Source organism: Nonomuraea cypriaca (assembly GCF_015645445.1).
Taxonomy (GTDB): domain Bacteria; phylum Actinomycetota; class Actinomycetes; order Streptosporangiales; family Streptosporangiaceae; genus Nonomuraea; species Nonomuraea cypriaca.
On record NZ_JADOGI010000042.1, the window covers coordinates 37,476 to 59,948 of the forward strand.

The following is a 22,473-nucleotide window of genomic DNA, read 5'->3' on the forward strand; positions in this document are numbered from 1 at the left end:
TGTCGTTCAAACCAGCTTCCCTTCGAGAACGGTCGGCCTGCCACGCAGGAACGTGGCCACTACCCGCCCCGGCAGCGTCATCCCCTCGAAGGGGGTGTTCCTGCTCTTGGAGGCGAAGGCCGAGGGGTCCACTTCGATGCGGACGGATGGGTCGTACAGGGTGATGTTGGCCGGCGCGCCCGCCTCCAGCGCCTGGCCCTGCCCGGCCAGGCGGCCGATGCGGGCGGGCACGACGGACATGCGCTGGGCGACGCCTGCCCAGTCGAGCAGCCCGGTCTCGACCATGGCCTGCTGCACCACGCTGAGCGCGGTCTCCAGCCCGACCATGCCCATGGCCGCGGCCGACCACTCGGTCTCCTTGTCCTCGACCGGGTGGGGCGCGTGGTCGGTGGCGACGACGTCGATCGTGCCGTCGGCCAGCGCGGCCCGCAGCGCCTCGACGTCGGCGCGGGTGCGCAGCGGCGGGTTGACCTTGTAGATCGGGTTGTACGCGCCCACCGGCGACTCCTCGACCAGGTCGTCGGTGAGGAGAAGGTGGTGCGGGGTGACCTCGGCGGTGATGTTCCAGCCCTTCGACTTGGCCCAGCGGATGATCTCTACGGAGCCGGCCGTGGAGACGTGGCACACATGCAGCCTGGAGCCCACGTGGGCGGCCAGGAGGCAGTCGCGGGCGATGATCGCCTCCTCGGCGACGGCCGGCCAGCCGGTCAGGCCGAGCCTGCCGGAGACGACGCCCTCGTTCATCTGGGCGCCGGCGGTGAGCCTGGGCTCCTGGGCGTGCTGGGCGACGACTCCGTCGAACGCCTTGACGTACTCCAGGGCCCGGCGCATCAGCACGGCGTCGTCCACGCACTTGCCGTCGTCGGAGAAGACGCGTACGCGGGCCGCCGAGTCGGCCATCGCGCCCAGCTCGGCCAACTGCCTGCCCTCCAGGCGGACCGTGACGGCGCCGACCGGGTGCACGTCGCAGTGCGCGAACTCGCGCCCGAGCCGCCACACCTGCTCGACCACGCCGGCGGTGTCGGCGACCGGCGAGGTGTTGGCCATGGCGTGCACGGCGGTGTAGCCGCCGCGCGCCGCCGACTGGGTGCCGCTGCGAACGGTCTCGGCGTCCTCGCGGCCGGGCTCGCGCAGGTGGGTGTGCAGGTCGACCAGGCCGGGCAGCGCGATCGCGCCCGCGCCGTCGACGCTCTCGGCCCCGGCCAGCCCCGGCCCGATCTCGGTGATCATGCCGTCGGTGACGCGGATGTCGGCGGGCTCCCCACCCGTGATCCTGACGTTTCGAATGATCATGCCGCGCTCACTCACGTGGTCTCTCCCCCGAGCAGCAGGTACAGGACGGCCATGCGGATGGTCACCCCGTTGGCGACCTGTTCGACGATCGTGGACCGCGCGGAGTCCGCCACCTCGGCGGCGATCTCCATCCCCCGGTTCATCGGCCCAGGGTGCATGACGATCGCGTCGTCGGGCATCCTGGCGAACCGGTCGCGGTCGAGCCCGTACCGGCGTGAGTATTCGCGCTCGGAGGGGAAGTACGCGGCGTTCATCCGCTCCTTCTGCACCCGCAGCATCATCACCACGTCCGACTTGGGCAGCACCGCGTCGAGGTCGTAGGAGACCTCGCACGGCCAGGTGCCGACGGACACGGGCACCAGCGTGGGCGGCGCGACCAGCGTCACCTCGGCGCCCAGGGTGTGCAGCAGCAGCACGTTGGAGCGGGCGACCCGGCTGTGCAGCACGTCGCCGACGATCGTCACCTTGCGCCCTTCGAGGCCGCCCAGGCGGCGGCGCATGGAGAAGGCGTCGAGCAGCGCCTGCGTCGGGTGCTCGTGGGTGCCGTCGCCGGCGTTGACGACGCTGCCGTGCACCCAGTTGGCCAGGCGGTGCGGCGCCCCGGAGGCGCTGTGCCTGATGACGACCGCGTCGGCGCCCATGGCCTCCAGGGTGAGCGCGGTGTCCTTGAGCGACTCGCCCTTGGACACGCTCGACCCCTTGGCCGAGAAGTTGATCACGTCGGCGGACAGCCGCTTGGCCGCCGCCTCGAACGAGATCCGGGTCCGCGTGGAGTCCTCGAAGAACAGGTTGACCACGGTGCGCCCGCGCAGCGTGGGCAGTTTCTTGATGGAACGTTCCGAGACTCTCGCCAGCTCTTCCGCGGTGTCGAGGATGAGCAGGGCGTCGTCCTTGGCGAGGTCGCCCGCCGAGATCAGGTGCCGGTTCACTTGGCGTTCCCCCTCTCAGGCCCCTTCATGAGCAGCACGGCGTCGCGGCCGTCGGTCTCCTGCAGGAACACCTTGACCTTCTCGCTCTTGGCCGTCGGGAGGTTCTTGCCGACGTAGTCGGCGCGGATGGGCAGCTCGCGGTGGCCGCGGTCGACCAGCGTGGCGAGTTGTACGGCGGTAGGCCGGCCGAGGTCGTTGAGCGCGTCGAGCGCGGCGCGCACGGTGCGGCCGGAGTAGAGGACGTCGTCGACGAGCACCACGACGCGGCCGTCGATGCCGTCGGGCGGCAGCTCGGTGCGGCCGAGCGGGCGAGCGGGCTTGAGGCGCAGGTCGTCGCGGTACATCGTGATGTCGATGGAACCGACGGGGATCTTGACGCCTTCGAACTGCTCGATGCGGTCGCCGAGCCGGTGGGCCAGCGTCGCGCCGCGGGTCGGGATGCCGAGGAGAACGACGTCACCGGCACCCTTGGTACGCTCGAGGATCTCGTGCGCGATCCTGGTCAGCGCCCGATGGATGTCCGGAGCTTCCAGAACTGCCCGGGAATCGGACATGGCGAATCTCACCACCTTTCCCGCCTCACGGGACGGGTCTTAAAGGGTGTTGGTCGGGACACAGAGTACCAGGGGCCACCAGCCACAACGGGAGTGCCCTTCCGTCGCGGCGCGGACCGGCCCGATCCCATGATCAGGTAATTTCCGGGCCCGCCACCGTGTCAACGCCCTCCGCGCGGGGCAGGTCACGGGGGCCGCCGACCGGCGTACGAGTCCGGGGGCGGTGCGGGCGCCGACGCCGCCACCTCTGGGCGAAAGGCCGGGCGCGGCGGATACGGCCCGTATGACGGGGGATAGAGCGAAGATGACGTTCCATGTCGACTCCGAGGTCGGACGCCTGCGCCAGGTCCTGTTGCACAAGCCCGAGCTGGCGCTCAAGCGGCTGACCCCGACCAACAAGGACGAGTTCCTGTTCGACGACGTGCTGTGGGTGCAGCGCGCGATGGAGGAGCACGAGGAGTTCCAGCGGGTGCTGCGCGACCGCGGCATCCGCATCCACATGCTGGCCGACCTGCTCAAGGAGACGGTCGACATCCCCGAGGCCCGCAAGCACATCCTCGACGCGGTCATCGACGAGCGCTGGTACGGCCCCGGCGCCATCGACGACATCCGCAACACACTCGACGGCATGGACTCGGCGACGCTGCAGCTCTACCTGACCGGCGGCATCACCAAGCGGGAGCTGGTGGAGATGGGCTGCGACCCCAGGTCGGTGACCTTCCACGCCACCGCAGGCGACGACTTCATCCTCCCGCCGCTGCCCAACCACCTGTTCACCCGTGACACCTCCTGCTGGGTGTACGACGGCGTGTCGATCAACGCGATGAAGAAGAAGGCCCGCATGCGGGAGACGGTCAACATGGAGGCCGTCTACATGTATCACCCGACGTTCGCCGGCGGGTTCGACCGGCCGGAGAGCGGCGGCTTCCACTGCTGGCTGCCCGGCCAGGCCGTGGCGCCGGCCACCCTCGAGGGCGGCGACGTGCTGGTCATCGGCCGGGGCGCGGTGCTGATCGGGATGAGCGAGCGCACCCAGCCGCAGGCGGTGGAGATGCTGGCGCAGCGGCTGTTCGAAGCCGGTTCCGCTCGGAAGATCGTGGCGCTCGACATGCCGAAGGCACGGGCGTTCATGCATCTCGACACGGTGATGACGATGCTGGACGTGGGCGTGTTCACCCAGTACGCGGGCCTGGGGATGCTGCCCTCGTACACCATCGAGCCCGGCGACACGCGCAAGGAGCTCAAGGTCACCGACCACCCGCCGGAGGACATGCACCAGGCCATCGCGCACGCGCTCGACCTGGCCGAGATCACGGTCCTCACCCCCACCCAGGACGTCCGCGCCGCCGAGCGGGAGCAGTGGGACGACGGCTGCAACGGCCTGGCGCTCGAGCCGGGCGTCGTCGTCGCCTACGAGCGCAACACCACCACCAACAACCACCTGCGCGACAACGGCATCGAGGTCATCACGATCCGGGGCAGCGAGCTCGGCAGGGGACGCGGCGGGCCTCGGTGCATGAGCTGCCCGCTCGAACGCGACGGCATCTAGGGGGCTTGTCCGATGACATCCGGGGGGCTTTTGACGGCCTTCGACCTGCGCGACCGCAGCTTCCTCAAGGAGCTCGACCTCACACCGGAGGAGTTCGAGCAGTTGCTGCGGCTGTCCGCGGAGCTGAAGGCGGAAAGGCAGGCCGGGGCCGAGCGGCAGCGGCTGAGAGGCAGGCACCTCGCGCTGATCTTCGAGAAGCCCTCGACCCGCACCCGATGCGCGTTCGAGGTGGCCGGGCGCGAGCAGGGCGCGCACGTCACCTCCCTGGAGTCGCCGATCGGGCACGAGGAGTCCGTACGCGACACCGCGCGGGTGCTCGGCCGGATGTTCGACGGCATCGAGTACCGCGGCAGCAGGCAGGCCTACGTGGAGGAGCTGGCGGCCCTGGCCGGGGTGCCCGTGTGGAACGGCCTGACCGACGAGTGGCGTCCCACGCAGACGCTGGCAGACATGCTGACCATGCGCGAGCACAGCGACCGGCCGTTGCGCGAGGTGTCGTTCGCCTATCTGGGTGACGCGCGCAGTGCCATGGGGCGCTCGCTGCTGGTGACGGGGGCCATGCTCGGCATGGACGTACGCATCGTCGCGCCCGGGGCGCTGCGGCCCGGCTCCGGCGCGGTGGTCGAGGCGGCCGAGGCGCTGGCGTCGGACACCGGTGCCAGGATCACCATCACCGGCGACGTGAACGAGGGCGTCAAGGGGGCCGACTTCCTCTACACCGACGTGTGGGCGTCGATGCGCGAGCCTGCGCAGGTGTGGGACGAGCGGATCAAGCTGCTGCTGCCGTACCAGGTGAACGACGCCGTGGTGGAGGCGACAGGCAACCCCGCCGTCAAGTTCATGCACTGCCTGCCCTCCTGCCACGACAGGGAGACGCGGGTCGGCAGGGACCTCTACGACAGGACCGGCCTCGACGCGCTGGAGGTCACCGAGAGCGTCTTCGAGTCGCCGCGCTCGATCGTCTTCGACCAGGCCGAGAACCGCCTGCACACCGTCAAGGCCGTCATGGTCGCGACCCTGGGAGACTGAATGCGGGTGATGGTCGCGATCGGCGGCAACGCGGTGCTCAGGCGCGGCCAGCCGCCGGACGTGGCCGTGCAGACGAACAACATCCACACAGCCGTCCGGACGCTCGCCAGGCTCGCGCTGGAGCACGAGCTGGTCATCACCCACGGCAACGGCCCCCAGGTCGGCCTGCTCGCCTCGCAGGGCGCCCCCGGCCACCGCGCGCCCTACCCGCTCGACACGCTCGGCGCGCAGACGCAGGGCATGATCGGCTACTGGATGCAGCAGGCGCTGCAGAACGCGCTGCCAGGCCGGCAGGTCATCGCCATGGTCACCCAGACGCTGGTGTCGGCCGTGGATCCCGCGTTCGGCGACCCGGCCAAGTTCGTCGGCCCCGTCTACGAGCGGGAGGAGGCCGGGAAGCTGGCCGCCGAGCACGGCTGGACGGTCAAGCAGGACGGCGCCCAGTGGCGGCGCGTCGTGCCCTCCCCCGCCCCGCGGCGCGTCGTGGAGACCCGCCTGATACACCGGCTGGTCCGCGAGGGCGTGGTCGTGGTGTGCGCGGGCGGCGGCGGCATCCCGGTCGTCCGCGACGAGCGGGGGCGGCTGTCCGGCGTCGAGGCGGTAGTCGACAAGGACCTCACCTCCTCGATGCTGGCCGAGTCTCTGGAGTGCGACACGTTCCTGATCCTGACCGACGTGCCGCGCGTGCTGCGCGGGTTCGGCACGCCGCACCAGAAGGAGATCACCTACACCACGCCGCACGAGCTGCGGGCCATGGAGTTCCCCGCCGGGTCGATGGGGCCGAAGGTGGAGGCCGTCTGCCGGTTCGTGGAGACGACCGGCGACATGGCCGCCATCGGACGGCTCGACCAGGCCGAGCGCATACTTCACGGCGCGGCGGGCACGATCGTCACACCCAACGGCAGGTGGCCGCTGACGAGCACGCTGTAGGGGTGTCGCATGACACTGGCCCGGCTTCTCCGTACCAAGCCCACCGAGCGGATCGTGGCGGAGGGCGGGCACGGCGAGGGCGGTGAGCTGCGGCGGACGATGTCGCTGTGGCAGCTCACGCTGTTCAGCGTCGGCGCCACGCTCGGCACCGGCATCTTCGTGATCCTCGGGCAGGCGGTGCCGAAGGCCGGTCCGGCGGTGGTGCTGGCGTTCGGGCTGGCCGCGATCACGGCGCTGTTCTCCGCGCTGTCGTACGCCGAGCTGGCCGGGACGATCCCGGTGGCCGGCTCGTCGTACTCCTACGCGTACGCGACGCTGGGCGAGCTGGTGGCGTGGGTCTGCGGCTGGTGTCTCATGCTGGAGTACGCCGTGTCCGTCGCGGCCGTGGCCGTGGGCTGGGGCGAATACCTCAACGCGTTCCTGCGGGCGCTGCCCGGCTTCACGCTGCCGGACGCGATCACCCACTCCCCCGGCCAGGGCGGCGGTGTGGTGAACGTCACCGCGATCCTCATCGTGCTGCTGACCACCTGGCTCCTGCTTTACGGCGCCTCGGAGAGCGCCACGGCCAACGCCGTGTTCGTGCTGATCAAGGTCGCGGTGCTGCTGTTCTTCTGTGTGGTGGCGTTCACCGCGTTCAGTTCGGGCAATCTGGCGCCGTTCGCCCCCATGGGGATCGCCGGGATCACCGCGGCGGCCTCGCAGGTGTTCTTCTCCTACATCGGCTTCGACGCGGCCTCCACCGCCGGTGAGGAGGCCAGGAACCCCAGGCGCGACCTGCCCCTGGCGATCATCCTGTCACTGGCCGTCGTGACCGCCGTCTACGTCCTCGTGGCCGTGGCCGCCGTCGGGGCGATGCCGTGGACGGACTTCGATCCCGAGGGCACCGAGGCCGGCCTGTCCCACATCGCCGGCCTGGCCACCGGCGCCACCTGGCCCGGCCTGGTCGTGTCGTTCGGCGCGGTCATCGCCATCGCCAGCGTCGTCCTCACGGTCATCTACGGCCAGACCCGCATCCTGTTCGCGATGTCGCGCGACGGGCTCATCCCCCGCGTCTTCCAGCGGGTCAACCCGCGCCGCCAGGTCCCCGTCGCCAACACCCTGCTGGTCGCGTTGTTCATCTCCGTACTGGCCGGGCTGGTGCCGCTGGGACAGCTCGCCGAGGCCACCAGCATCGGCACGCTGTTCGCCTTCGCCATCGTGAACGTCGGCGTGCTCGTCCTGCGCTACCGCAGCCCCGAGCTTCCCCGCGGCTTCCGCGTCCCGTTCTTCCCTGCCACGCCGGTGCTCGGCGCGATCCTCTGCGTCGTCGTGATGGCGGGGCTGGCCGGGGTGACCTGGCTGGCGTTCGGCCTGTGGATGCTCGCCGGCCTCTTCTGCTACTTCGCGTACGGCTATGGCCATTCGCGGCTCAATGCCGAGGTGTCCTGAATGCAGTTCGACGGCGTGCCGACCGGATGCGCCCCGCCAGGGCCGCTTCCGCACTCCTCATCCGTTCCCGTCCCGCTCGCCCCTCGGGGGTTTCACCGTCAGCGAGATGATCATATGCGCTTCGAGTGGCCGCCGGGTCACCCGGGCGGGTCGTCCCCGGCGACACTTCGATCAAGACCGTATGGGCCTCGACCTGCCCTGTCATGATTCTCACCCGTCGGATCCGGCCGTCCGGCGTCACTCGGCAAACTCTGACGAAGTAGTGTTAGCACTGGGACATGAGGGGCGTTTGTTGCGTTCCCTCCCGGACCGGATTCGGCATCTTTTTTCCAATCAGCTTGACCTCGGGCGTCCACCCCTTTACCGTCACTGTGCGTAACCACACCGCGCGGCGTTCTGGGGTAAACCCAGGGCCATGGCTACCGTTGGTGCCGAGCTCGGCACCTGACCCCCCGGTGGCTCGGGCATTCGCCGCAAGGGAGCACAATCTACTGAGAGCGATACATACGAGAGCCGGGGGGCCACACGATGCCGTCTGAGTACGCAAAGTCGCTGGGTGCACGACTCCGCGCCATCCGCACCCAGCAGGGCCTGTCCCTGCATGGAGTCGAAGAGAAGTCGCGCGGCAGGTGGAAAGCCGTAGTCGTGGGCTCTTATGAGCGTGGCGACCGAGCGGTCACGGTGCAGAAGCTTGCCGAGCTTGCCGACTTCTACGGGGTGCCCGTCTCCGAGCTGCTGCCGGGCGGCGCCGCCCCCAGCCCGCTCGGTCCGACACCCAAGCTTGTGATCGACCTGGAGCGCCTTGCCTCGCTGCCGAAGGAGAAGGCGGGGGCCCTGGCCCGCTACGCCGCCACGATCCAGAGTCAGCGTGGCGACTACAACGGCAAGGTCCTGTCGATCCGCCAGGAGGACCTGCGCTCCCTGGCGGTGATCTATGACAAGTCGCCCAGCGAGCTGACAGAGGAGCTGATCAGCTGGGGTGTCCTCGACGCGGAGGCCCGCCGCGCCGTCGAGTCGTTCTGACCCCTGCCGTTCGCTCCGCCAAGGGGCCCGCCGACCGCCGGCGGGCTCCTTTGCCATACCGGGCTTGCCACATTGAGCTGCCATATTGGGCGGCCCGGATCGCGGAGCACCCGCCTGAGAGCGGCGGCCGCCGATGCGGTCACACCCGCCCGAACCGTGCCAGGTCGCCCGGCTGGCACCCTCCGCAGGACTGACACCCCCGCGGGGCGCCTACCCGGATCCGCCGTAGGACAGCCGCTCGGACAAGGTCGCCGTGCGGGCAGGGTGCGTCTGCCGGACGGTCAGGCCGTTCGCCGGAGCGACGTGTGCCGCCTCGACGTCGTGGGGCATCGTCGAACCACTGAGGATCGCGCCGAGGCGGTCACACCCGGCATCCCGAGCGTGGATCAGCCGGATCCAGGCGGTCGCACCAGGCGTCCCGGGACGCGGTGACCCCGTCCGGTGAATCAGCCGGCCAGGGGGACGCTCACGGGAAGCTGGGGTTGACCGGGGAGGCCGAGGAGCTCTTCGACCGTGGAGACGAAGGTCTCCGCCTCGGCCAGGATCTCCTCGGCGTCGGCCGCGCTGACCCCGCGGACCATGCCCGCCTCCGCGGCGGCGCGCTTGGCTGCGCTCACCGAGAAGTAGGCGGCCCACTCGGCCAGGTGCGGCTCGGCCTCAGGCAGAAGCTCCCACGCGCTGCGCAGCCGGCGCCTGCGGCCCTCCATGGGACGGGGACGGGCGGCCAGCATCGCCGCCGCCGCCCGGAGGGCCGCCAGGTGGGCCGCCACATATCGGGATGCCGGCGTGCGGGCGCTCGCCGCCTCCGCCAGGCAGGAACGTGAATCGGTCAGATGTGCCCGAACCGCAGGCGACAGCCGGGGCCCGGGTGTGTCTCTAGGCCTTGGTGCCATCTTGCGCGCCTCCTTGGAGTCCATGGGCGGCCGCCGACGTCTCCGCCGGTGAAGCCAACATTGGCAGACCCCACCGACATTTCCGCCGGGCCGGCCGGACGAGGAGCTTCCCCTCTCCCCGTCCGGCCAGGACACGCCCGCTCGTCTCCGCCGACGACGAGGACGTGCCCTTCGCCCGTGGACCTGGCCGCGGGGCTCGCTTGGGAAAGCGAACGGCCCGCGACCAGGTCCTGTGACGCTGAGCCGCGAGCCTCATCGTCACTGGATCGAACATAATTTCGACCATGCTCGACTGTCAACCAGTTCCACGAACACAGGTTCGATGACCATGGTCTGAGATGCGAGAGACCAGCCGGAGGAAAGGGACTCATGGGAGCAAGAGAAGCCGCCGCCGCAGGGTCGGGCCGCGGCGGCGGATGGTCCGGAGTGGCGAAGGGCCGTCAGGAGGCGGACAAGGCGCCCGAAGGGCACAGCGTCACGGCACGACGTACGCCGTCCTCCAAGTCCTCCGGCGGCACCTGCTGCAGGAGCAGCACCGTGCCGTCGTCCTCACTCTGATCGAACACCTCGGGCACCGTCAGCGCGCACATGCCCGCCCCGATGCACACTGTCGTATCTGCCTTGATTTCCATAGTGACCTACCAAGTGACTGGGAGGCTGTGCACTCCATAGATGCTCATGTCCGAGCGCATCGGCACCTCCTCTGGCGTTACCGCCAAGCGTAGGCCAGGGAAGCGACGCAACAGCGCAGGGTAGGCGATGCGCATCTCGGCCCGCGCGAGCTGCTGGCCCAGGCACTGGTGGATGCCGTGGCCGAACGTCAGGTGCCCGCCCGCGGGCCTCGTGACGTCGAGGTCGTCGCCGTCGGGGAAGCGCGAGGGGTCACGGTTCGCGACGGGCAGGTGGATGCCGACCGTCTGACCCTCCTTGATGAGATTGCCCTCGATCTCGACGTCCTCCAGCGCGACCCGGAACGGGCCGAGGTGGATGATCGTGAGGTGGCGCAGCAGCTCCTCCACCCCGTTGTCCACCACCGAGGGGTCGTCCCGCATGGCGGCGAGCTGGCCGGGGTTCGTGAGCAGCGCGTACGTCCCCAGCCCCAGCATGTTGGCCGTCGTCTCGTGCCCCGCCACCAGGAGCAGGAACGCCACCCCCGTAAGCTCCTCGTCGTTGAGCTCGCCGCCCTCGATGAGCCCGCTGATCAGATGCTCGTCCGGCTCCTCGCGCTTGCGCTGGATCAGCCCATGCAGGTACGTCATGACCCGTCCGAGCGCGGCCATCGCGTCGTCGGCCTTGGTCTCGAGGTCGACGAGGAGCTTCGTGTCCTCCTGGAAGCTCTCTCTGTCCTCGTACGGCACCCCGAGCAGCTCGCAGATCACCAGCGAGGGGATCGGCAACGCGAAGGACTGGACCAGGTCCACGGGACCGCCGGCGGCGGCCATGCCGTCCAGGCAGGCGTCGGTGATCTCCGCGATCCTGGGCTCGAGCATCTTCATCCTGCGCACGGTGAACTGCCCCGTGAGCAGCTTGCGGTAGCGCGTGTGGTCCGGCGGGTCCATCCGCAGGAAGAACCCCGGAGGCAGCTTGAAGCCCTCCTCGCCGCGGCGTGCCGCACTGGCCGCGATCGGCGGGTGCAGGAGCTCCGGCCGGTTGCTGAAGCGTGGGTCCGCCAGGATCGCGCGGGCCGCCGCGTAGCCGGTCACCAGCCAGCCGACGTGGCCGTCCACGTACGTCATCGGGTGCATGGACGCCTGTTGTCGCAGGCGGAGGGCTTCGTCGGGCGGGTCGAGCGGGCGCTGCCTGGCGGTCGGATACGTGAGTTCGGACATGTTGCGGCTCCTTTCCTCGTTCCCACCCCAGAAAACCTCATTCATTGCAAAATTTCAATGGGTGAAAAACATTGCCACGTGCAGTATAGTTCCGGCATGGTGGGGCTGCGGGAGCGCAAGAAGGAGCGGACACGCCAGGCGCTGATCGAGGCGGCGTTGCGGCTGTTCGCGGAGCAGGGCTACGAGGAGACGACGCTCGCGCAGATCGCGGCGGAGGCCGACGTCTCGACCCGTACGTTCTTCAGCTACTTCGCGAGCAAGGAGGACGTGGTCTTCCACGACGGGCCGGACCGGACGAAGCGTGCCGTCGCGCTCCTGGCGGCCAGGAGGCCCGATGAGTCGCCCACCGAGTTGCTGCTCAGGCTCCTCGAAGAGAGCGTCACCTGGGCGGCCGCGGACGGGGATCTGACGTTCGAGGACGCGGCGCTGCGCGTCCGGCTGATCCTGACCGAGCCGGCGCTGCAGGCGCGGGGTCTGCAGTTGCTGTTCGACAGCCAGCTCGCCATCGCGCGCGCGCTGCACGAGGCGTTCCCCGGCCGGCTGTCGCAGGTGGACGCGGCCGCGGCGGTGGGCGCGCTGCTGGGGGCCGTGAAGCTCGCGGTGATCGCCGACATCCAGAACGAGCGTTCGCTCGAGCAGGTCTGGGTCACGGTGCGCCGTGCGGCCGATCTGGCCCTGTCCGGCCTGCGTTCCATCGACTAGACCAGCGGCGGTGCCCGGAACGCCGGGTGTTCTGGAAAGCCGGCCCTCCGGGGCGAGAGGAGAGCGAATGGCACGCGGGCGGGTCGGCCTCGTCCTGCTGGCGCTGGGGCCTGTCCTGGCGGCGGCGTACGCGGTGGTCAACCACGCCGCCATCCGGCTGGCGTCGAAGGCTCAGGTCGGCGGGCCGGAATGGGAGGGCGGCCGGGTCGGCGCCGACGGGATGACGGCGCTGGGCGTGGACTCCTGGCGGCTGGTCTCGTGGACCTCGCTGCTGGTGGGGGCCCTGGCGGTGGCCTACGTCGTCATCGGCGTGCTGCTGCGGCGGCGGAGCAGGGGCCGCGCGTTCCTGCTCGTGTCGTCGGGCGTCCTCATCGTGCCGTACGCGCTCGCGTTCCTCGTCGCGCTGCTCAACCCCGTACGGATACTCGCCGGGCTGTACGACTCCCCCGACTTCGCGGCCGGGATCCCCTCGTGGCAGCCGGCCGCGGCCCTCATCCCGCTGGCAGGAGGGCTGGCCCAGGCCGCCGGCCTGGCGGTCGTGGCGGGCAGGCGGGCGAAGCTGGGCGAGGAGAGCACCCCGGTCACGTCATGAGCCGTCAGGTGCGCTTGAACGCGCCCCTGACGTGGACAGGGACCCCCTTGCCGAGCATTCCGGGCAAAACCTCCGCGACGTTCATCGGCAGGCGCACGCACCCGTGCGAGGCCGGATACAGCGGCACCGACAGCGCGCCGTGGAGGGCGATGCCGCCGTTGAAGAAGATCGGGTTGTAGAGCTCCCCCAGGTACGACCTGTGCCACCCGCTCGTACGCCACGTCGTCCTGTAGTTGCCGGTCGGCGTGGTGGCCGAGCCGCAGAACCGTTGTTCCTTGCCCTGCCACATGGCGGTCTCGCAGTAGGGGACGGCGCTGCCCGACGACACGTGGCTGATCAGCTCCGGCCGGCCGTCGACGTACATGACCATGATCTGCTTGGTCAGGTTGATCTCGGCGCGGGTCGGCTTGCCGTTCGGGGCCAGGACCTTCGGAGCCTTCGGGGCCTCCAGGGCGTCCCAGGTCCGCGCGGCGATCGTGCTGGTCGGCTTGATGCCGTTGACCTTCTGGAACGCCCACACGGCGGCCAGCGTCGTGCCGCCGTACCTGCCGTCGGCCTTGCCCGGGCGGTAGCCGAGCTCGATCAGGCGCTCCTGCATCCAGGTGACGGCCTCGCCCTTGGCGCCGAGCCTGAGCGTCTTGCGCGGGGCGGCGTCCGGCGCGGCCTGGGCACCGGCCGCGGACGTGCCCTCCTGCGCGGTCCACGCGGCGGCGGGCGGCGCCTGGGTCATGGCCAGTGAGGTTCGGGAGCGTTGCGGCGACTGGGTGCCACAACCGGCGAGAAGGACGGCCCCAGCCGTCAGGAGAGCAGCCACTCCGGGCAGACGTCTGGCACGCACCCGTACCACCTCTCATACCAATAATGCATAGATCAATTGATCTTATACCACGCACCATCAACCGGTAATGAAGCGGTCAACCTGATTAGAGTGTCTCCATGTCTGAGAAGTTGCCGGCGAATGCCGTTCTGGTGGAGTCCGCGCTGCGCGAGCTGGGCGCGAGCGGCGAGATCGTCGTCCTGCCGGAGAAGGCGCCCACGGCCGCGACCGCCGCCGCCCAGGTCGGGTGCGAGGTCGGGGCCATCGCCAACAGCCTGATCTTCGACGCGGACGGCGCGCCGCTGCTGGTGCTGACCAGCGGGGCGCACCGCGTGGACGTGCAGCTCGTCGCCCGCACGGCAGGCGCCCAGCGGGTACGCCGGGCGACCCCCGAGTTCGTACGTGCCGCCACCGGCCAGCCGATCGGCGGCGTCGCACCGGTCGGGCATCCGGCGCCCGTCCGCACACTGGTGGACAACTGGCTGAGCAAGCACGAGGTGGTGTGGGCGGCCGGCGGGCATCCGCTGACGGTGTTCCCGACGACGTTCGACGAACTGGTGCGGATCACGGGGGGCACCCCGGTGGACGTCGAGTAGTGTGCGACGGGTGATCGAGTTTCGCGGTGCGGGTCCGGCCGAGTTCACCGAGCAGTTGGAAACGGTGATCGACATCTACGCGGCGGCGATGCGCCCGCCCGCGGACCAGCTCGCCGGCCGCAAGACCATCATGCGAAACCACGCGACATATCCCCATTTTCAGTGCTATTTCGCGGAATTGCGTGATTCGTCCGGCGCGACGGCACCGGAAATCGTCGGCTTCGCGTACGGTTTCCGCGGCGCGCCGGGACAGTGGTGGCACGACGTGGTCCTGCGGGCGCTGGCGGAGCGGTCCGGCCAGCAGGCCGCCAACGCCTGGCTGGGGAACGCGTTCGAACTGGCCGAGATCCATGTCCACCCGGACTACCAGGGCAAGGGCATCGGCCGGGCGATGATCAGGACTCTGTGCGCCGGGCGCCGCGAGCGCTCGGCCGTCCTGTCCACCCATGACCAGCCCACCGCCGCCCGCCACCTCTACGCCCGCCTCGGCTTCACGGACCTGCTGACCCGGTTCGTCTTCCCCGGCGGTTCGGAGGAGTACGCCATCGTGGGCCGCCCCCTCCCCTTGACCTGACCCTGACTTCTGATGAGGAAGTGACGGGATGGGTTTGCCGGGGCATGCCCGGGGGCATCACTCATTACACAAAGTAACCACTCTTTGACTCCTCGGCTACCGTCCCCTGCCCGTCACCCGCCCGGTCCCCCTGCGGGCGGGTGACGGGCCACCCTTGTCCCGGCACTCCACGGCATGGGACTCCGGACAGGCCAACGCGCTCAAACACCTGGACGCGGGATTCCAGCCGGCCCAACGCGTTCGGACACCCAGAAGCGCGATCCCGGCCGGCTCGGACAGCCAGAGGCGCGATCCCGGCCGGCTCAACGCGTTCGGACACCTATAGGCGATCCCGGCCGGGTCAACGCTTTTGAACCACCCAGACGGCCGGCGGGGCGTCGTAACGGCGACCGACCCCGTGCGGGGTCAGAGGCCGTCTCCCTGGAGGCCCTCTGCCCTGGTCGGCGGATGGGTGGGGACGGCTCCGCCGTAGAAGTTGAAGAAGGTTTTCAGGCGGGACGCGCCAAAGCGGGGGCAACCAACTCAAACACCTCGCGGGAGGCGCTGGACTGGTTGAAGGTGATGAAGTGGATGCCCGGCGCGCCCTCGTCCAGCAGCCGGCGGCACAGCTCCGCCCCGTGCTCGATGCCCAGGCGCCGCACCGCGGCCGGGTCGTCGGCGACGGCCTCGAAGCGGGCCGCCACATCCGCGGGGAACGGCGCCCCCGACAGCTGCTCAGACCGCGCGATCGTGCTCATCCGCGTCACCGGCATGATGCACGGGATGATCGGCGTCTCGCACCCCCTGGCCGCCACCCGGTCGCGCAGCCGCAGATAGTCGTCAGCCTGGAAGAACATCTGGGTGATCGCGTAGTCGGCCCCGGCGCGGCACTTACGGACGAAGTAGTCGGTGTCGCTCTCGATGGACGGCGAGCGCGGATGCTTGTAGGGGAAGGCCGCCACGCCGACGCAGAAGTCGCCCGCCTGCCTGACGAGCCGCACCAGCTCCTCGGCGTAGTGCACGCCCTCGGGGTGGCGGACCCACTCGGCCGTCGGGTCGCCGGGAGGGTCGCCGCGGACGGCCAGGATGTTGCGCACCCCGGCGTCGGCGAAGCGCCCCACCAGGTGGCGCAGCTCGCGCACCGAGTGGTTGACCGCGGTGAAGTGCGCCACCGGCGTGAGCGTGGTGTCGTGGGCGATCCGCTCCACGATGTCGACCGTGCGGTCGCGGGTGGAGCCACCGGCGCCGTACGTCACCGACACGAACGTCGGCTGCAAGGACTCCAGCTCCCTGATCGCCCGCCAGAGCTGCCGCTCGCCGTCGTCGGTCTTCGGCGGGAAGAACTCGAAGGAGAACGATCGGCCACCGGCGGCCAGCAGGTCACGGACGGTGGGAACACGATCGGGCCTGATGGAGGATCGACCAAGAGCCATGAACCAAGGCTACAGGTAACGGTCATCCCGGAACTCCAGCACCGCTCGAGCCCGGCGCCGCCGCGTCGAGTCAGGCGCGACGGTCACCTGGGCGGGCTGTTGGGAGCTGGAGATCCGAAATGTTCCACTCCGCACTAGTCTCAAGGCATGACCACTGACGCCGCGAGCATGGATGCCTTGCGCACGCAGGTGGAGCGTGCCCTGGCCGAGTTCGTCGAACGGCAGCTGCCCGCCCCCGGCGACCCCGAGCTGGAGCCGCTGCGCACCGCCGCCGGCGAACTGCTTTCCGGCGGCAAGCGGCTGCGGCCCGCATTCTGTTATTGGGGCTGGCGCGGGGCGGGCGGCACGGACGTGCCCGAGATCTTCACCGCGGCGGCCTCCCTGGAGTTGCTCCAGGCCAGCGCGCTGGTGCACGACGACGTGATGGACCAGAGCGACCTGCGCAGAGGCATGCCGGCCGCGCACCGCCGCTTCCAGACCATGCACGAGAAGTCCGGCTGGCACGGCTCCGCTCAGCAGTTCGGCGAGGGCGCGGCGATCCTGCTGGGCAATCTGCTGCTGATCTGGTCCGGCGAGATGTGGCGCACCAGCGGCCTGCCGCGCGAGTCGCTCGATGCGGCACGTCCCGTGCACGACCACATGCGCACGGAGCTGATGTACGGCCAGTACCTCGACCTGCTGGAGCAGGCGCACGGGGAGAACACGTTCGACTCGGCCCTGCGCGTGGCGCTGTTCAAGAGCGGCAAGTACTCGGTCGAGCAGCCGCTCCGGCTCGGCCTCGTGCTGGCCGCCAGGGAGCTGCTGCCGTGGATGGACGACCTCTGCACCGAGTACGGCCGGCGGGTCGGGATCGCGTTCCAGCTGAGGGACGACATCCTGGGAGTGTTCGGAGACCCGGCGCAGACGGGCAAGCCCGCGGGCGACGACCTGCGCGAGGGCAAGCGCACCATGCTCGTGGCCCGTACACTTGCGGCCGCCTCCCCCGCCGGCGCGGAGACCGTGCGGCGGCTGCTCGGGGATCCCGGGCTGGACGAGCACGGGGTGGCGACGCTGCGCCGGATCATCCAGGACACCGGGGCGCTGCAGGTCTGTGAGGAGCTGATCGGCGACTATCTGGGCGAGGCGCTGGCCGCGCTCGAAGAGGCGCCCATCACGGCGGAGTCCCGCGCGGCCCTGACCGGGCTGGCCATCGCCGCCACCACCCGCACCGCCTGACCCTCGCCCGGCTTCGCACCCGCGGAGGCCGCGGTGCGGGCATGGCTCAGGCGGCGGTGCCGGACCGGCGCGGGCCGGGAGCGGAACGGGCGGTCAGCGGAAGGACAGGCGCTTGGCGAACTCCGCCGCCGCGGCCCCTGGATCCTCGGCATCCGTGATCGCGCGTACCACCACGACGCGGCTCGCGCCGTACGACATGACCTCGTCCAGGTTGGCGAGGTCGATGCCGCCGATCGCGAACCACGGCCGCGTGGCGCCCAGCGACGCCGCGTGCCTGAGCAGCGGCGGGCCGGGAGCCGGGCGGCCGGGTTTGGTCGGCGTGGGCCAGACGGGGCCGCAGCAGAAGTAGTCGACGCCCTCCTCCGCCGCCGCGGCGGAAGCCTCGGCGGCGGAATGGGTGGACCGTCCGATGACGATGTCGTCGCCGAGTATCTCTCGCGCGACCGTCACAGGAAGGTCGTCCTGCCCCAGGTGGAACACGTCGGGCCGGGCGGCGTAGGCGATGTCCGCCCGGTCGTTGACGGCCAGTAGTCTGCCGTGCCGGTCGCAGGCGTCGCGGAAGACCTCGAGGAGCGCGAGTTCGTCGCGTGCCTCCAGGTTCTTCTCCCGCAGCTGGATGATGTCCACGCCGCCGGCCAGCACCGAGTCGAGGAACTCCGCCAGATCGCCGCGGTCGCGACGGCCGTCGGTGCAGAGATAGAGGCGGGCGTCAGAAAGCGAGGGCTTGGGCACGCCGCTTGACCTCGGTATGACGGCCGGCCCTGATCGCCTCGATGGGCGAGCCCGGCAGGGACTCGTCGGGAGTGAAGAGCCAGCGCAGCGCCTCGACGTCGTCGTAGCCGGCGTCCTGCAACACGGTCAGCGTGCCGGGCAAGCCCTTCATCACGTCGTTTCCTTGCAGGAACACCGCGGGCACCTGTGGCCCGCCGCTCCCCCGGCGCACGCCGAGGAGCTTGTGGTCCTTGAGTAGTTGCTTGGCCCGCCCCAGCGGAAGCTCGAGGCGCGAGGCCACTTCGGGGAGAGTGAGCCACTCGTCGATGAGCCGCTCGGTCTCCCGGTCGATCTGTGCAACAGAAAGCGTCACGAAACCACAACTACCACATGCCGTCCTTGCTCAAACAACACAATCTCGTAGGGAGACTTGTGGATCTACCAGGCGTTCCGTGTCGAGACGGTGACCCGCCGCGATGATTCTACGCCCCTGTAGGAGATCGCGCGGCCGGTCCACCGCGAGCACGGCGGTCAGGAAGTCGTCGGCGGTGAGCCACACGGCCGACCATGTGCCGCCGGGATCCTCGCGGTAGAGGAGGCGTTCGCCGGCCGGGTGGTGGCCGGCGTACTGGACCATGTGGCCGAACTGCTCCGACCAGAAGTACGGCACCGGATCGTACGCGACGTCCTCGCCCATCAGGGTCCCGGCGGCGACCTCGGGGGAATTGAGCGCGGTGTCCCAGTGCTCGACCCTGAGCCTGGTCTGCCAGCGGCGCGACCACCAGGCCGCGCAGTCGCCGGCGGCGACCGTGCCGGGCAGCGAGGCGCGCAGGTGCTCGTCGGTGACCACGCCGTTGTGCAGGTCGATGTCGTCGCCGGCCAGCCATTCGACGGCCGGGCGTACGCCGATGCCGGCGACGACCACGTGCGCCTCGATGAACTCGCCGCCCACCAACTCCACGCCGCCCTCCTCCACGGAGCCGACCATGGTGTCGAGGCGCAGGTCGATGCCGTCGTACCAGTGCTCGGTGCGTGCCCCGATCTCCGTGCCGACGGCGGTCGCGAGGGGGGTCGGGCCCGCCTCGATCACGGTCACCGCGCAGCCGGCCCGGCGGGCCGCGGTGGCGACCTCCGCGCCGATCCATCCGGCGCCGATGATGGCGACCCGTGCGCCGCGTACGAGGCCGGCTCTGAGCTCGTGGGCGTCGTCGAGGGTGCGCAGCACGTGCTGGGGGCCGTCACCGGGCAGCCTGATCGGCTCGGCGCCGGTGGCGATGACCAGGCCGTCGTAGTCGAGCTCGCCCTCGGTCGTCTCCACGACGCCCTCGCGCAGGGCCTTGGCGCTGACGCCCGGCCGGAAGTCGACGTCGATCGCGGCGAAGTCGGTCTCGACGAAGCTGCTGTCGGCGGCGCCGGACAGCACGGCCTTGGACAACGGCGGGCGATCGTAGGGGCGGTGGCGCTCCTGGCCGATGAGCGTGATCCTGCCGGTGAAACCGCGCGATCGCAGTGCCTCGGCCGAGCGCAGTCCGGCCAGGCCCGCTCCTACCACCACCACATGATTCACGATGATGACCATAACGGGGGCCGTGCCTGGGCGTCACGCCGAGGCCGTAGGCTGTGGAGGCAAGACGCGCGGGAGTCCGGCCGTTCACCGGGCTGAGAGGAAGGCTGCACAGGGCCTTCGACCGCAAGACACCTGATCCGGGTCATGCCGGCGAAGGGAGCGCAGGATGGATGTGATCGTAGGCGGCGGGGTCGTCGGGCTCTCGATCGCCTGGCGGCTGGCCCGCCTGGGGCGGCCGGTCACCGTGGTGGACCCGGCCCCGGCCTCGGGGGCGTCCCACGCGGCCGCGGGGATGCTGGCGCCGGTGAGCGAGGTCACGTACACGGAGACGCCGCTGCTGCGGCTGGGGGTCGCCTCGCTGCGCCGCTGGCCCGCCTTCGCCGCCGAACTCGCCGCGGACGCCGGCCTCACCGCCGAGACCGGACTCCCCCCGGACACCGGACCTCCCACCTCGGACACCGGGCTCGCCTCGGACGCCGGACGCACCTCGGAGGGCGGGCTCACCTCGGAGGGCGGGCTCACCTCGGAGGGTGGGCTTGCCGGAGGTGCCGGGCTGCGTGCGGGGTTCGCCGGCGGGGGCCCGGCGGAGGCTGCGCGGGTGGGGTTGGACTTCCGGACGGACGGGACGCTCGACGTGGCGTTCGGGAGCGATGACCTCGCGGCGCTGGACGAGCTGGCCGCGTACATGGAGAAGCTGGGGCTGCCGGTCGAGCGGCTGACCGGGCGTGAGTGCCGCCGCCTGGAGCCCATGCTGTCGCCCTCGGTGCGCGGAGGGCTGCTGGCTCCCGGCGACGCGTGGGTGGATCCGCGCCGCGTGACGGCGGCCCTGCTCACCGCCCTGGAGCGGCTGGACGTGCCACTGGTACGGGCGCGCGCGAGCGATCTCCTGCGTGACGGCGACCGGGTCATCGGGGTACGCCTCGATCGGCCGGGCGCGGACGGTGCCCCCGAGGTCGTCGCCGATCGAGTGATCCTGGCGGCCGGAGCGTGGAGCGCGGGTCTGGCTGACGTACCGGTGCGGCCGGTCAAGGGGCAGATCATGCGGTTGCGTTCGCCGCAGCCGCTGCTCACCCGGTGTGTACGCGGGACCGTGCACGGCACGTCCGTCTACCTCGTTCCCAGGGGCGACGGTGAGCTGGTGGTCGGGGCCACCCAGGAGGAGCTGGGCTTCGACGCCAGGGTGACGGCGGGCGGGCTGTACGAGCTGCTGCGTGACGCCAGGGAGCTGGTGCCGGGCGTGACCGAGCTGGAGATCGTGGACATGGTGGCGGGGTTGCGGCCGGGCACACCGGACAACCTGCCGCTCATCGGCCCCAGCGGCACTCCGGGGCTGACCCTGGCCACCGGCCACCACCGGGGCGGCGTCCTGCTCGCCCCGCTCACGGCGGCCATCCTCCTGGGCGAGGCAACCGAACCAGCCTCCGCCGACGGCGGGCAGACGGTGCCGCCCATCGCGTTCGCGGAAGGCGAGCAGGTGCCTGTGGCCGGAGCGGTCAGGGAAGGCAGACGGACGCCGAAGACCGCCGCGGTCGCCGAAGGCCGGTCGGCGGCGCAGACCGGCGCCGGTGCGGACGGCCGGTCGGCGGCACAGGCCGGGGTGAGCGCGGGACACCCGTCGGCGGCGCAGGCCGACACAGGCGCGTTGGTGGGCGTGGGTGAGGAAGGCGAGTTGGCGGCGTTGTGCTCGCCGGGGAGGTTTCGGGAGACTTCATGATTGTGACGATCAACGGGGCCGCGCATGAGGTCGCCGACGGCATGACCGTGGCGCAGGCCGTACGCACATTGACCCCGGCCACCACCGGAGTGGCCGTGGCCGTTAACGACGAGGTGGTCATGCGGAGCTCGTGGGAGACGACGGCGCTCAGCGACAGCGACCGCGTGGAGGTTCTGACGGCGGTGCAAGGTGGATGATCTGATCATCGCCGGGGAGAAGTTCTCGTCCCGGCTCATCATGGGGACGGGCGGCGCGCCTTCCCTGGAGGTGCTCGACCAGGCGCTGGCCGCGTCCGGGACCGAGCTGACCACGGTCGCGATGCGGCGGCTGGACCCGGGCTCGCGCGGCTCCGTACTCGATGTGCTGCGTGAGCGGGACATCAAGGTGCTGCCCAACACGGCCGGGTGCTTCACGGCGGGTGACGCCGTGCTGACGGCGCGGCTGGCCAGGGAGGCGCTGGGTACGAACTGGGTCAAGCTCGAGGTCATCGCCGACGAGCGGACGCTGCTGCCGGATCCGATCGAGACGTTCGACGCGGCTGAGCGGCTGGTGGCGGACGGGTTCGTGGTGCTGCCGTACATCGGTGACGATCCGGCGCTGGCGCGGCGGCTGGAGCAGGCGGGCTGCGCCGCGGTGATGCCGCTGGGCGCGCCGATCGGCTCCGGGCTGGGCATCCGCAACCCGCACAACATCGAGCTCATCGTGGAGGCGGCCTCGGTGCCTGTGGTCCTCGACGCGGGCATCGGCACGGCCAGTGACGCCGCGCTGGCGATGGAGCTGGGCTGCGACGCCGTACTGCTGGCGACTGCGGTCACCCGGGCGCAGCGGCCCGATCTCATGGCGGCGGCCATGAGGGCGGCCGTGGCGGCGGGGCGGCTGGCGCGCCAGGCGGGCCGCATCCCACGACGCCGCTACGCCGAGGCCTCTTCGCCGATGACCCCATGACGGCTGGCCCCATGACGGCCCCATGACGGCTGGCCCCATGACGGCCCCATGACGGCTGGCCCCATGACGGCCCCATGACGGCTGGCCCCATGACGGCCCCATGACGGCTGGCCCCATGACGGCCCCATGACGGCTGGCCCCATGACGGCCCCATGACGGCTGGCCCCATGA

At 70.7% G+C, this 22,473-nt stretch carries 24 protein-coding genes and 1 riboswitch; of the genes, 13 read left to right on the forward strand and 11 right to left on the reverse strand.

Translation table 11 applies throughout. The features are described from left to right. Nucleotides 1-6: 6 nt before the first annotated feature. The 3 genes from ITP53_RS16320 to pyrR are packed head-to-tail and all read right to left on the reverse strand — an operon-like array spanning nucleotide 7 to nucleotide 2,776. Complete coding sequence (locus ITP53_RS16320; protein ID WP_195896232.1) at nucleotides 7-1,293, reverse strand: dihydroorotase; 1,287 nt, start codon at nucleotides 1,291-1,293, stop codon at nucleotides 7-9. Between the two features lie 11 nt (nucleotides 1,294-1,304). Next, complete coding sequence (locus ITP53_RS16325; RefSeq protein ID WP_195896233.1) at nucleotides 1,305-2,222, reverse strand: aspartate carbamoyltransferase catalytic subunit; 918 nt, start codon at nucleotides 2,220-2,222, stop codon at nucleotides 1,305-1,307. Beyond that, complete coding sequence (gene pyrR / locus ITP53_RS16330; protein WP_195896234.1) at nucleotides 2,219-2,776, reverse strand: bifunctional pyr operon transcriptional regulator/uracil phosphoribosyltransferase PyrR; 558 nt, start codon at nucleotides 2,774-2,776, stop codon at nucleotides 2,219-2,221. Before pyrR ends, ITP53_RS16325 begins: the two co-directional genes overlap by 4 nt. 304 nt (nucleotides 2,777-3,080) lie before the next feature. Here pyrR and ITP53_RS16335 point away from each other — a divergent pair, with 304 nt between their 5' ends. From ITP53_RS16335 to bldD, 5 genes are all read left to right on the forward strand, one after another. Beyond that, nucleotides 3,081-4,325 carry an arginine deiminase gene (locus ITP53_RS16335; RefSeq protein ID WP_195896235.1) on the forward strand — a complete coding sequence of 415 codons (1,245 nt, stop codon included), beginning with the start codon at nucleotides 3,081-3,083 and terminating at the stop codon, nucleotides 4,323-4,325. 12 nt (nucleotides 4,326-4,337) lie between these two features. Next, nucleotides 4,338-5,354, forward strand: a complete 1,017-nt coding sequence (gene argF / locus ITP53_RS16340) for an ornithine carbamoyltransferase (RefSeq protein WP_195896236.1) — start codon at nucleotides 4,338-4,340, stop codon at nucleotides 5,352-5,354. Next, a complete protein-coding gene (gene arcC / locus ITP53_RS16345) occupies nucleotides 5,355-6,284 on the forward strand; it encodes a carbamate kinase (protein WP_195896237.1) in 930 nt (309 codons plus the stop codon). 9 nt (nucleotides 6,285-6,293) lie between these two features. Then, nucleotides 6,294-7,712, forward strand: coding sequence for an amino acid permease (locus ITP53_RS16350; RefSeq protein WP_195896238.1), 1,419 nt, complete (start codon nucleotides 6,294-6,296; stop codon nucleotides 7,710-7,712). A gap of 528 nt (nucleotides 7,713-8,240) precedes the next feature. Continuing rightward, the gene (gene bldD, locus ITP53_RS16355) at nucleotides 8,241-8,735 is read left to right on the forward strand and encodes a transcriptional regulator BldD (RefSeq protein ID WP_195896239.1); all 495 of its coding nucleotides are present in this window, start codon (nucleotides 8,241-8,243) and stop codon (nucleotides 8,733-8,735) included. Between the two features lie 446 nt (nucleotides 8,736-9,181). Here bldD and ITP53_RS16360 read toward each other — a convergent pair whose 3' ends face one another. From ITP53_RS16360 to ITP53_RS16370, 3 genes are all read right to left on the reverse strand, one after another. Next, complete coding sequence (locus ITP53_RS16360) at nucleotides 9,182-9,652, reverse strand: SAV_6107 family HEPN domain-containing protein (protein ID WP_328814700.1); 471 nt, start codon at nucleotides 9,650-9,652, stop codon at nucleotides 9,182-9,184. Between the two features lie 416 nt (nucleotides 9,653-10,068). Beyond that, nucleotides 10,069-10,260 carry a ferredoxin gene (locus ITP53_RS16365; RefSeq protein ID WP_195896241.1) on the reverse strand — a complete coding sequence of 64 codons (192 nt, stop codon included), beginning with the start codon at nucleotides 10,258-10,260 and terminating at the stop codon, nucleotides 10,069-10,071. Between the two features lie 6 nt (nucleotides 10,261-10,266). Beyond that, complete coding sequence (locus ITP53_RS16370; RefSeq protein ID WP_195896242.1) at nucleotides 10,267-11,457, reverse strand: cytochrome P450; 1,191 nt, start codon at nucleotides 11,455-11,457, stop codon at nucleotides 10,267-10,269. A 78-nt stretch (nucleotides 11,458-11,535) separates the two neighbouring features. Here ITP53_RS16370 and ITP53_RS16375 point away from each other — a divergent pair, with 78 nt between their 5' ends. Next, nucleotides 11,536-12,159 (forward strand): TetR/AcrR family transcriptional regulator, encoded by a 624-nt coding sequence (locus ITP53_RS16375; RefSeq protein WP_328814703.1) that lies wholly within the window; start codon nucleotides 11,536-11,538, stop codon nucleotides 12,157-12,159. 67 nt (nucleotides 12,160-12,226) lie between these two features. Next, nucleotides 12,227-12,751 carry a hypothetical protein gene (locus ITP53_RS16380; protein WP_195896243.1) on the forward strand — a complete coding sequence of 175 codons (525 nt, stop codon included), beginning with the start codon at nucleotides 12,227-12,229 and terminating at the stop codon, nucleotides 12,749-12,751. 4 nt (nucleotides 12,752-12,755) lie between these two features. Here the strand turns inward: ITP53_RS16380 and ITP53_RS16385 are convergent, their stop codons facing one another. Beyond that, nucleotides 12,756-13,481 (reverse strand): L,D-transpeptidase family protein, encoded by a 726-nt coding sequence (locus tag ITP53_RS16385; protein WP_195896244.1) that lies wholly within the window; start codon nucleotides 13,479-13,481, stop codon nucleotides 12,756-12,758. A gap of 206 nt (nucleotides 13,482-13,687) precedes the next feature. On the opposite strand from ITP53_RS16385, the gene ITP53_RS16390 reads away from it, so the two are divergent. Together ITP53_RS16390 and ITP53_RS16395 are read left to right on the forward strand one after the other, a co-directional pair. Then, nucleotides 13,688-14,164, forward strand: coding sequence for a YbaK/EbsC family protein (locus ITP53_RS16390; RefSeq protein ID WP_195896245.1), 477 nt, complete (start codon nucleotides 13,688-13,690; stop codon nucleotides 14,162-14,164). A gap of 10 nt (nucleotides 14,165-14,174) precedes the next feature. Further along, nucleotides 14,175-14,738, forward strand: a complete 564-nt coding sequence (locus ITP53_RS16395) for a GNAT family N-acetyltransferase (protein ID WP_195896246.1) — start codon at nucleotides 14,175-14,177, stop codon at nucleotides 14,736-14,738. 488 nt (nucleotides 14,739-15,226) lie between these two features. Here the strand turns inward: ITP53_RS16395 and metF are convergent, their stop codons facing one another. Further along, on the reverse strand, nucleotides 15,227-16,150 hold the full coding sequence (gene metF / locus ITP53_RS16400; RefSeq protein WP_195896247.1) for a methylenetetrahydrofolate reductase [NAD(P)H]: 924 nt from the start codon (nucleotides 16,148-16,150) through the stop codon (nucleotides 15,227-15,229). A gap of 147 nt (nucleotides 16,151-16,297) precedes the next feature. Here metF and ITP53_RS16405 point away from each other — a divergent pair, with 147 nt between their 5' ends. Beyond that, the gene (locus ITP53_RS16405) at nucleotides 16,298-17,365 is read left to right on the forward strand and encodes a polyprenyl synthetase family protein (protein WP_195896248.1); all 1,068 of its coding nucleotides are present in this window, start codon (nucleotides 16,298-16,300) and stop codon (nucleotides 17,363-17,365) included. 93 nt (nucleotides 17,366-17,458) lie between these two features. Here the strand turns inward: ITP53_RS16405 and thiE are convergent, their stop codons facing one another. The 3 genes from thiE to ITP53_RS16420 are packed head-to-tail and all read right to left on the reverse strand — an operon-like array spanning nucleotide 17,459 to nucleotide 19,643. Continuing rightward, complete coding sequence (gene thiE / locus ITP53_RS16410) at nucleotides 17,459-18,097, reverse strand: thiamine phosphate synthase (protein ID WP_195896249.1); 639 nt, start codon at nucleotides 18,095-18,097, stop codon at nucleotides 17,459-17,461. Beyond that, nucleotides 18,075-18,449: an Rv2175c family DNA-binding protein gene (locus tag ITP53_RS16415; RefSeq protein ID WP_195896250.1), complete on the reverse strand. Its 375-nt coding sequence runs from the start codon at nucleotides 18,447-18,449 to the stop codon at nucleotides 18,075-18,077. Before ITP53_RS16415 ends, thiE begins: the two co-directional genes overlap by 23 nt. A 30-nt stretch (nucleotides 18,450-18,479) precedes the next feature. Further along, on the reverse strand, nucleotides 18,480-19,643 hold the full coding sequence (locus tag ITP53_RS16420; protein WP_328814708.1) for an NAD(P)/FAD-dependent oxidoreductase: 1,164 nt from the start codon (nucleotides 19,641-19,643) through the stop codon (nucleotides 18,480-18,482). A gap of 58 nt (nucleotides 19,644-19,701) precedes the next feature. Beyond that, nucleotides 19,702-19,819: riboswitch (TPP riboswitch) on the forward strand. Here ITP53_RS16420 and ITP53_RS57505 point away from each other — a divergent pair. From ITP53_RS57505 to ITP53_RS16440, 3 genes are all read left to right on the forward strand, one after another. Continuing rightward, on the forward strand, nucleotides 19,810-21,357 hold the full coding sequence (locus tag ITP53_RS57505; protein WP_407941247.1) for an FAD-dependent oxidoreductase: 1,548 nt from the start codon (nucleotides 19,810-19,812) through the stop codon (nucleotides 21,355-21,357). (Overlaps the previous riboswitch by 10 nt.) Then, a complete protein-coding gene (gene thiS / locus ITP53_RS16435) occupies nucleotides 21,354-21,554 on the forward strand; it encodes a sulfur carrier protein ThiS (RefSeq protein ID WP_195896252.1) in 201 nt (66 codons plus the stop codon). Before ITP53_RS57505 ends, thiS begins: the two co-directional genes overlap by 4 nt. Continuing rightward, the gene (locus ITP53_RS16440; protein ID WP_195896253.1) at nucleotides 21,547-22,302 is read left to right on the forward strand and encodes a thiazole synthase; all 756 of its coding nucleotides are present in this window, start codon (nucleotides 21,547-21,549) and stop codon (nucleotides 22,300-22,302) included. Before thiS ends, ITP53_RS16440 begins: the two co-directional genes overlap by 8 nt. The last annotated feature ends 171 nt before the right edge of the window (nucleotides 22,303-22,473 follow it).

Coding starts and splice junctions, on each gene's coding strand:
- ITP53_RS16320 (WP_195896232.1), bottom strand. CDS start 1,293: ATGATCATTCGAAACGTCAGGATCACGGGTGGGGAGCCCGCCGACATC.
- pyrR (WP_195896234.1), bottom strand. CDS start 2,776: ATGTCCGATTCCCGGGCAGTTCTGGAAGCTCCGGACATCCATCGGGCG.
- ITP53_RS16335 (WP_195896235.1), top strand. CDS start 3,081: ATGACGTTCCATGTCGACTCCGAGGTCGGACGCCTGCGCCAGGTCCTG.
- argF (WP_195896236.1), top strand. CDS start 4,338: ATGACATCCGGGGGGCTTTTGACGGCCTTCGACCTGCGCGACCGCAGC.
- arcC (WP_195896237.1), top strand. CDS start 5,355: ATGCGGGTGATGGTCGCGATCGGCGGCAACGCGGTGCTCAGGCGCGGC.
- ITP53_RS16350 (WP_195896238.1), top strand. CDS start 6,294: ATGACACTGGCCCGGCTTCTCCGTACCAAGCCCACCGAGCGGATCGTG.
- bldD (WP_195896239.1), top strand. CDS start 8,241: ATGCCGTCTGAGTACGCAAAGTCGCTGGGTGCACGACTCCGCGCCATC.
- ITP53_RS16360 (WP_328814700.1), bottom strand. CDS start 9,652: ATGGACTCCAAGGAGGCGCGCAAGATGGCACCAAGGCCTAGAGACACA.
- ITP53_RS16365 (WP_195896241.1), bottom strand. CDS start 10,260: ATGGAAATCAAGGCAGATACGACAGTGTGCATCGGGGCGGGCATGTGC.
- ITP53_RS16370 (WP_195896242.1), bottom strand. CDS start 11,457: ATGTCCGAACTCACGTATCCGACCGCCAGGCAGCGCCCGCTCGACCCG.
- ITP53_RS16380 (WP_195896243.1), top strand. CDS start 12,227: ATGGCACGCGGGCGGGTCGGCCTCGTCCTGCTGGCGCTGGGGCCTGTC.
- ITP53_RS16385 (WP_195896244.1), bottom strand. CDS start 13,481: ATGACCCAGGCGCCGCCCGCCGCCGCGTGGACCGCGCAGGAGGGCACG.
- ITP53_RS16390 (WP_195896245.1), top strand. CDS start 13,688: ATGTCTGAGAAGTTGCCGGCGAATGCCGTTCTGGTGGAGTCCGCGCTG.
- metF (WP_195896247.1), bottom strand. CDS start 16,150: ATGGCTCTTGGTCGATCCTCCATCAGGCCCGATCGTGTTCCCACCGTC.
- ITP53_RS16405 (WP_195896248.1), top strand. CDS start 16,298: ATGACCACTGACGCCGCGAGCATGGATGCCTTGCGCACGCAGGTGGAG.
- ITP53_RS57505 (WP_407941247.1), top strand. CDS start 19,810: ATGGATGTGATCGTAGGCGGCGGGGTCGTCGGGCTCTCGATCGCCTGG.
- thiS (WP_195896252.1), top strand. CDS start 21,354: ATGATTGTGACGATCAACGGGGCCGCGCATGAGGTCGCCGACGGCATG.